Source organism: Terriglobales bacterium (assembly GCA_035937135.1).
GTDB lineage: Bacteria > Acidobacteriota > Terriglobia > Terriglobales > Acidobacteriaceae > DASYVL01.
Genome location: DASYVL010000046.1, coordinates 1 through 6,157 on the forward strand (window position 1 = coordinate 1; position 6,157 = coordinate 6,157).

General features: G+C 65.9%; 5 protein-coding genes. 2 read left to right on the top strand and 3 right to left on the bottom strand.

All coding sequences use genetic code 11. From position 1 onward, the window contains the following. Positions 1-163: 163 nt before the first annotated feature. Positions 164-1,237: an LLM class flavin-dependent oxidoreductase gene (locus VGQ94_02705; protein HEV2021415.1), complete on the top strand. Its 1,074-nt coding sequence runs from the start codon at positions 164-166 to the stop codon at positions 1,235-1,237. A gap of 97 nt (positions 1,238-1,334) precedes the next feature. Next, positions 1,335-1,676 carry a biopolymer transporter ExbD gene (locus VGQ94_02710; protein HEV2021416.1) on the top strand — a complete coding sequence of 114 codons (342 nt, stop codon included), beginning with the start codon at positions 1,335-1,337 and terminating at the stop codon, positions 1,674-1,676. 112 nt (positions 1,677-1,788) lie between these two features. Here the strand turns inward: VGQ94_02710 and VGQ94_02715 are convergent, their stop codons facing one another. The 3 genes from VGQ94_02715 to VGQ94_02725 all read right to left on the bottom strand — a co-directional run bounded on the left by VGQ94_02715 (position 1,789) and on the right by VGQ94_02725 (position 5,990). Beyond that, positions 1,789-2,169, bottom strand: a complete 381-nt coding sequence (locus VGQ94_02715) for a DUF6632 domain-containing protein (protein ID HEV2021417.1) — start codon at positions 2,167-2,169, stop codon at positions 1,789-1,791. Positions 2,170-2,228: 59 nt separating this feature from the next. Beyond that, a complete protein-coding gene (locus tag VGQ94_02720) occupies positions 2,229-4,658 on the bottom strand; it encodes a protein kinase (protein ID HEV2021418.1) in 2,430 nt (809 codons plus the stop codon). Positions 4,659-4,802: 144 nt separating this feature from the next. Then, the gene (locus tag VGQ94_02725) at positions 4,803-5,990 is read right to left on the bottom strand and encodes a hypothetical protein (GenBank protein HEV2021419.1); all 1,188 of its coding nucleotides are present in this window, start codon (positions 5,988-5,990) and stop codon (positions 4,803-4,805) included. Positions 5,991-6,157: the final 167 nt, after the last annotated feature.

Consider the following 6,157-nt stretch of genomic DNA (forward strand, 5'->3'; position numbering starts at 1 on the left):
GCCGTGTGGGCGCTGGTGAAAGGTTTGGAGGATTCGTGGAAGAAACCGTGAGTGCTTTGCTTTACATCCCGAGCGAAGCGAGGGAGCCCTACTGGAGAATCCGTTCAGGGGTAGGGATTCCTCGCTGCGCTCGGAATGTTGAAAAAGGAACCGGGAAGTAGAAATGACCGTCCCTTTTAAAATCGGCGTCCTCCAGCTCAGCATGGAGCCGGCGGAAGAAACTGTGCGCATGGCGCGCGCCTGTGACGCCGCCGGCTTTGACGCCTTCTGGCTCGCCGAAGCCTATCCCTGGTGGCGCAAGCATTCCTATGAGGCGCGCTCCTCGACCGCGATCACTGCCATCATCGCGCGCGAGACCAAACGCATCGCGGTGGGCTGGGGCATCATCTCGCCCTACACCCGCCATCCCGTCGAGATCGCCATGGAAGCGCGCGTGATGCAGGACCTGGCCGGCGACGGCCGCTTCCTGCTCGGCCTGGGCGCCTCGAAGATCTTCATGAAGGAGATTGGCGAGGGCGAGAAGGGAAAGGAAGTGGGCCCGGCCGTGGTCCTGCGCGAGAGCCTGGACATCATCAAGGCTATGCTTGCCGGCGAAGAGGTCAACTACGAAGGCCGCGCTTTCGCCGCGCACGCTCCCGCGCTCAAGCCGGAGGCGCACATTTCGCGCGCCCGCGTGCCCATGTACGTGGCCGGCACCGGGCCGGTGATGCAAAAGCTCGCCGGCTCGCACTCCGACGGCCTGCTGACCGCCTCCATCACCACCCCCGAGTTCGTCCGCTATTCCCGCAAGAATATGGAGGAGGGGGCCCGCAAGGCCGGGCGGGACCCGGGGGGCCTCGAACTGGGGTCGGTGATCGTGGGTTCAATCGCCCGAGACTCCCGGAAGGGCAAGGAAGGGGCACGGGAGATGGCCGCTATGTACTTGGCAAATAAGGTCCAAAACATCAAAGGCTCAGCCGACGTGCTGCTGCAGTGCGCCGGGCTGACGTTTGAAGAGCTGCAGCCCATCGCCGACGCCATGGAGCGTGGCGGGCGCAAGGCCGCGGCCCAGGCGGTCACCGATGAGGTGCTCGAGAAAGCCTGCCCCATCGCCGGCACGCCCGAGGAATGTATTAAGCGGATCGAAGACTACCGCGCCGCCGGCTGCACCCACATCATGCTGGAGATATGGGGCCACGACCGCGAGCAGCAAGCCAAGCTCTTCGGCGAAGCCGTGCTGCCGCACTTCCGCCGCTAGGCACACTTCAAAGCCCCGCTGCAACCTCAGTCACTTCCCTGCCTGCTTGGAACCCGTTCAGCGGCCAAAGTGTCTAAGCCTCCAGGGAGGAGACATCATGGCAATGGCCATCGGAGGGAAGGCCGGTCCGTCGGCCTCGATGAACGTCACGCCGCTGATCGATGTGCTGCTGGTGCTGATCATCATCTTCATGGTGCTGCCCACACCCAAGCAGACAGGAGAGGAAGCACTGATCCCGCATCCCTCGGAGGCGCCGCAACCCGTGACGCCGGAGCGGACGGTGGTCGTGCAACTGCTCGAGGGCCCGGGCAGCCGGCCGGAACTGAAAATCAATGGTGAGGACGTCTCCTGGGCAGGCCTGCGCGGACGCCTGCACGACGTTCTGAAGATCCGCGCCGAACGGGTGCTCTTCGTGAAAGCAGACTCAAGTCGATTATGAGTACGTCGCCCAGGTCATTGGAATCGCGCGCTCTGCCGGCGCCGACAAGGTGGGCCTTATCACGGCCAAGCTCGAATCGAAGTAGGGCGGGAAGCTCCGACCGCATCGACTCCTAACCGGCGCCTTTCCTGGGCACCAGAGCCGCCAGCGCAACCGCGACGATCAACAAGGCAGGCACGTCTCCATACAGATGTCCGCGCTCCCCGGGATAATGGAAGGACTGCCCCGCCATGATGCCGGCATGCACCAAGCTCGACCATACCGTGAACCAGATCAGGCTGAGGTGCTTCAAGGGATCGCGCGACGCGAGCAGCAGGAAGACTCCCAGCGTCGCATAGATTCCCAGGATCATCTGCTCATACTCGGGCTGGTTGGGATTCCAGCGCCATCCTGCGGGCCACATCTGCATGAGCGGATAGATGCCGAACACGAAGATCAGGCCGGACAGCACCAGGGCAACACGGAGATATTTCGATCTTGCCAAATCGCTCACAGTTCCTCCTTTGCGTGGTATGGGTATAGCGGCGAAGAGTGGGACGGCCAATCCCCGGCTCACTTCCCGCCGCGCATCTCCTGGAAACTTCCCACGCACGCCTGCGACGCCTGTTTCACCTCGGCGAAGCGTGGATTCTCGCGAAGCTTGTTCAGCAACGGATCGGCGTCCAGCGCCTCGCGCGCGCAATAGTTCTGCGCTACCGCGCCCTGGAGCAGCCGTACGGCCAAGTCCTGCTGCCCGCAGTAGGCGAGGATGGAGCCTTGGTAATACTTCCATTCGGGATCGGCTTCGGCCAGCAGCGCCGGCTCGGCCGTCTTGACCGCGGCCTCCAGCGCGACTGTCGGCTGCGGCCCCAGGCACGCTCCCAGGATTTCCGGGTACCAGGGCGAGCCCGCTTTCATCTCAGAAAGCCCGCGTCTGGCTTCCTCGACTTTCCCCTGCCGCAGCAGGATGGACGGGGTCACGCTGCGCGACCACTCCGAGCCCGCGTCCAGCTGTGCGAATTCCAGGGCGCGCTCCGCGTCCCCGGACTCGAAGAAGGCAAAGGCACAGGAGCGCAGGGTGGAGCTGCCGGGATCCAGGCGCAGCGCCTCGTTGCACTCGCGCGTCGCCTCCCGCGCCAGCCCCGCGTAGCGCAGCACGTAGGCCAGTGTGAAGTGGGCCTGCGGACTCTCCGGCCGGCGCCGCACCAGTTCCTGCGCGTCCTGGTAGGCTTGCTTCAGGTCTCCCTTTTCCACGTGATTGCGGGTCAGCCGCGCCCCCGCGGTCATCAGGCTGGGATCGAGTTTCAGCGCTCGCTCCAGCGCCGCCTCCGATTTCCCCATCGCCTGCGCTCCCCCGCCGCCGTAGGAGCCTTCATAGTAGTAGCGCATTCCCAGCGCCTCCCACGCCGGGGCGTAGCCCGGATCCAGTAGCGTCACGCGCTCCAGCACGGCGATGGCGTCGCGGTTGGGCGCGGGATCGCGGGGCATGGCCGCCGCCCGCAGGAACAGTTCGTAAGCCTCCGGGTTCCGGGGACGCGTCTCGCCTTCGATGGCGCCCGCAACGCCGCCCAGCGCCGGCAGTAGCTCCTTCCGAACCTGGGTCGCCAGCGCTTCTTCCATCCGCACCGGATCGCGGATAGGCACGGTCAAACTGCCTTGCCACAGCAGCCGGTTGCTCTGGACCTCCACCGCCTCCCAGGTGATGTGCAACTGCTCGCCCTCGCGCATGAAATGTCCGGTCAGCAGCGTGGCCACGCGCAGCTCCCGGCCCGCCTTCTGCAGGTCGGGCGCCGCTCCGGAGTACTTCTGCGTCGCGGTCGTCGGTCGCACCTCGAGCGAGCGCGTGTAGCTGAGCATGCGCGCGATCTCATCCGCCAGCGCGAAGCGCAGGAAGTCGGTCTCCACATCCGCCGAGATGTTCTGGAAGGGCAGCACCGCGATGGTGTTGCTGGGCGCCGGCGCCGCCGCCCGCTGCCGCTTCTGCCAGAGCGCCACGCCCGCCGTCATCAGCAGGGCCAGGACAACAACAGCCAGCAGTTGCACGTAGAGCCGCCGCCACAGGGGGAGCTGGAAGGTCCGGGTGGAGCCGGCCACCGGAACCGGGCCGCCGCCCAGCAGGATCCGGTTCTTGGTCCTGGTGTCCGATTCTCGCTTGAGGATGGCCAGGTCGGCGCGCAGGTCTGAGGCGCTCTGGTAGCGCCGGTCGAGCCTCTTCTCCAGCGCCTTGCCCAGGATGGGCTCGAGGCCGGGCGGCAGCGATGGATTCAGGCTCAGCGGCGAGAGCGGCTTGTCGTGCAGGATGGCGTAGAGCGTGGTGACCACGTTGTTGCCGCGGAACGGACGCCGCCCCGTGGCCATCTCGTAGAGCACGGAGCCGAGCGAGAACAGGTCGCTGCGCGGGTCCAGTTCCTCGCCCCGCGCCTGCTCCGGAGACATGTACACCGCCGTCCCCGGGATGGTCCCCATGGCGGTCAGCGGCTCTTCCTCGGAACCCGACGGCGTCTCGTCGCCCTCCTTCATCGCCGGGATCTGTGGCGCCAGTTTGGCGAGGCCAAAGTCCAGGATCTTGGCCTGCCCGCGCGGCGTCAGCCAGATGTTCGCAGTCTTGATGTCGCGGTGGACGATGCCTTTCGCGTGCGCCGCCTCCAGCCCGTCCGCCACCTGCGCCCCGATGTCGAGCACGTCCTCCGCCGGCAGCGGCTGGCCGTTCAGGCGGTGCTTCAGGGTCTCGCCTTCCAGCTTCTCCATCACCAGGAAGGGACGTCCGTTGTGTTCTTCGATGGCGTGGATGGTGCAGATGTTGGGATGATTGAGCTGCGAGGCGGCGCGCGCCTCCCGGCGGAAGCGCTCCAGCGCCGTGGCGTCCGCGGCCAGATCTTCAGGGAGGAATTTGAGTGCGACCCGGCGGCCCAGCCGAATGTCTTCGGCCTCGTACACCACACCCATGCCGCCGCCGCCCAGCTTTTCCAGGACCCGATAGTGGGAGATCGTCTGGCCTGTCACAACCTCAGGCCCCCAGTCCCGTTCGCTTCGAATGTTAGGTTGCGTCCAGCCGGCAAGTCAACGAAGCCAGCGGGACCGTGTGGCACAGCCGTCCCCGGCTGTGCATCGCCCCGAAGGGGCGATCAAAGGACTAACCACCAACCACTATCCACTCACTACTGTCTTCACGATTCCCCGAAATTCCTCGTCGCCCACCAGCCCGCGCTTCTCGATGCCGCGCTTCTTCACCGCCGCCAGCACCGCCGCGCGCTTCTCCTCCGGGACCGTCAACCCTAACTCCTTGGCCTTGAGCGACACGCTATCCAGGCCGCTTTTCTTTCCCAGGACGATGCTGCGGCGCGCGCCCACCAGCTCGGCCGAGAAGGGCTCGATGGCCTCGGGCATGTGGAACTGGCTGGCGACCGCGCCCGACTCGCGCATGAACAGGTTCTCGCCCACCACCGGCTTCCACGCTTCGACGGTATATCCCGCGGCCCGGCGCACCACCTCGCTGACCTTGCGGATCTTCTCCAGCTTCATCTCCACCGGGACGCCGTACAAACACTTGAGCGCGACGGCGATCTCCCCGATATCGGCATTTCCGGCGCGCTCGCCCATGCCGTTGATGGTCCCCTGGATCCAGGTTGCCCCGGCGCGCACCGCCGCCACCGCGCAGGCCGTGGCCATGCCGAAATCGTTGTGCCCGTGGAAGTGCAGTGGCACGCGCGGCCCCACCCACCCGCGCACCTCGCCCACCAGGAACTCGACCGCCTCCGGCCCGCAGGCCCCGATGGTGTCCACCACCACGATCTCGTCCGCGCCCGCATCGAGCGCCGCCCGGTAGACCTTCTTCAGATACCTCAAGTCGCTGCGCGTCCCGTCTACCGCGAAGAACGCCACCTTGATGCCGTTCTTCTTCGCGAACGCGACCGCATCGCTCACCCGCCGCAGCAGTTCGTCCTTGGAGACGCCGTAGGCTTTGACCTTCAGGTCGCTGGTGGGGGCCTCGATCACCGCCGCGCTCACGCCCAGCCGCGTCAGCTCTTCGACGTCCGCTTTGACCGCCCGCGCGAAGCCCCAGACCTCGGCCTTCAATCCTGCCTTAGCGATGCGGCGCAAAGCCTCGGCGTCGTCGGCCGAGACCCGGGGGAAGCCGGCTTCGATCCGGCCCACGCCCAGTTCGTCGAGCTTGTGCGCGATCTCCAGCTTCTGCTCCGGGCTGAGCACGACGCCGACCGTCTGCTCGCCGTCGCGCAGTGTGGTGTCGTAGAAGCGCACCGGCTTCGAGCGCCGCAGCCGCCCGCGCGCGTTCAGCGCACTCACCCAGATGCCGTTTTGTGACCCTTTTCTCATCTTCAGTGTTGTCATCCTGAGCTCGCACCGGCGAGCGAAGGATCTATGCGTTTTCTTTTGTCTTTGTGATTTTGCTTTTTGCATTGCCAGGCGGCTTGCCGTACGCCTGCTCCCACGAGATCACGGGATTCCTCAGCACCCCGATCTTCTCGATCTCGCACTCCATC

What these genes read in the sequence shown, in the direction of transcription:
- VGQ94_02725 (HEV2021419.1), bottom strand. Translation starts at nt 5,990, where the DNA reads ATGAGAAAAGGGTCACAAAACGGCATCTGGGTGAGTGCGCTGAACGCG.
- VGQ94_02705 (HEV2021415.1), top strand. Translation starts at nt 164, where the DNA reads ATGACCGTCCCTTTTAAAATCGGCGTCCTCCAGCTCAGCATGGAGCCG.
- VGQ94_02710 (HEV2021416.1), top strand. Translation starts at nt 1,335, where the DNA reads ATGGCAATGGCCATCGGAGGGAAGGCCGGTCCGTCGGCCTCGATGAAC.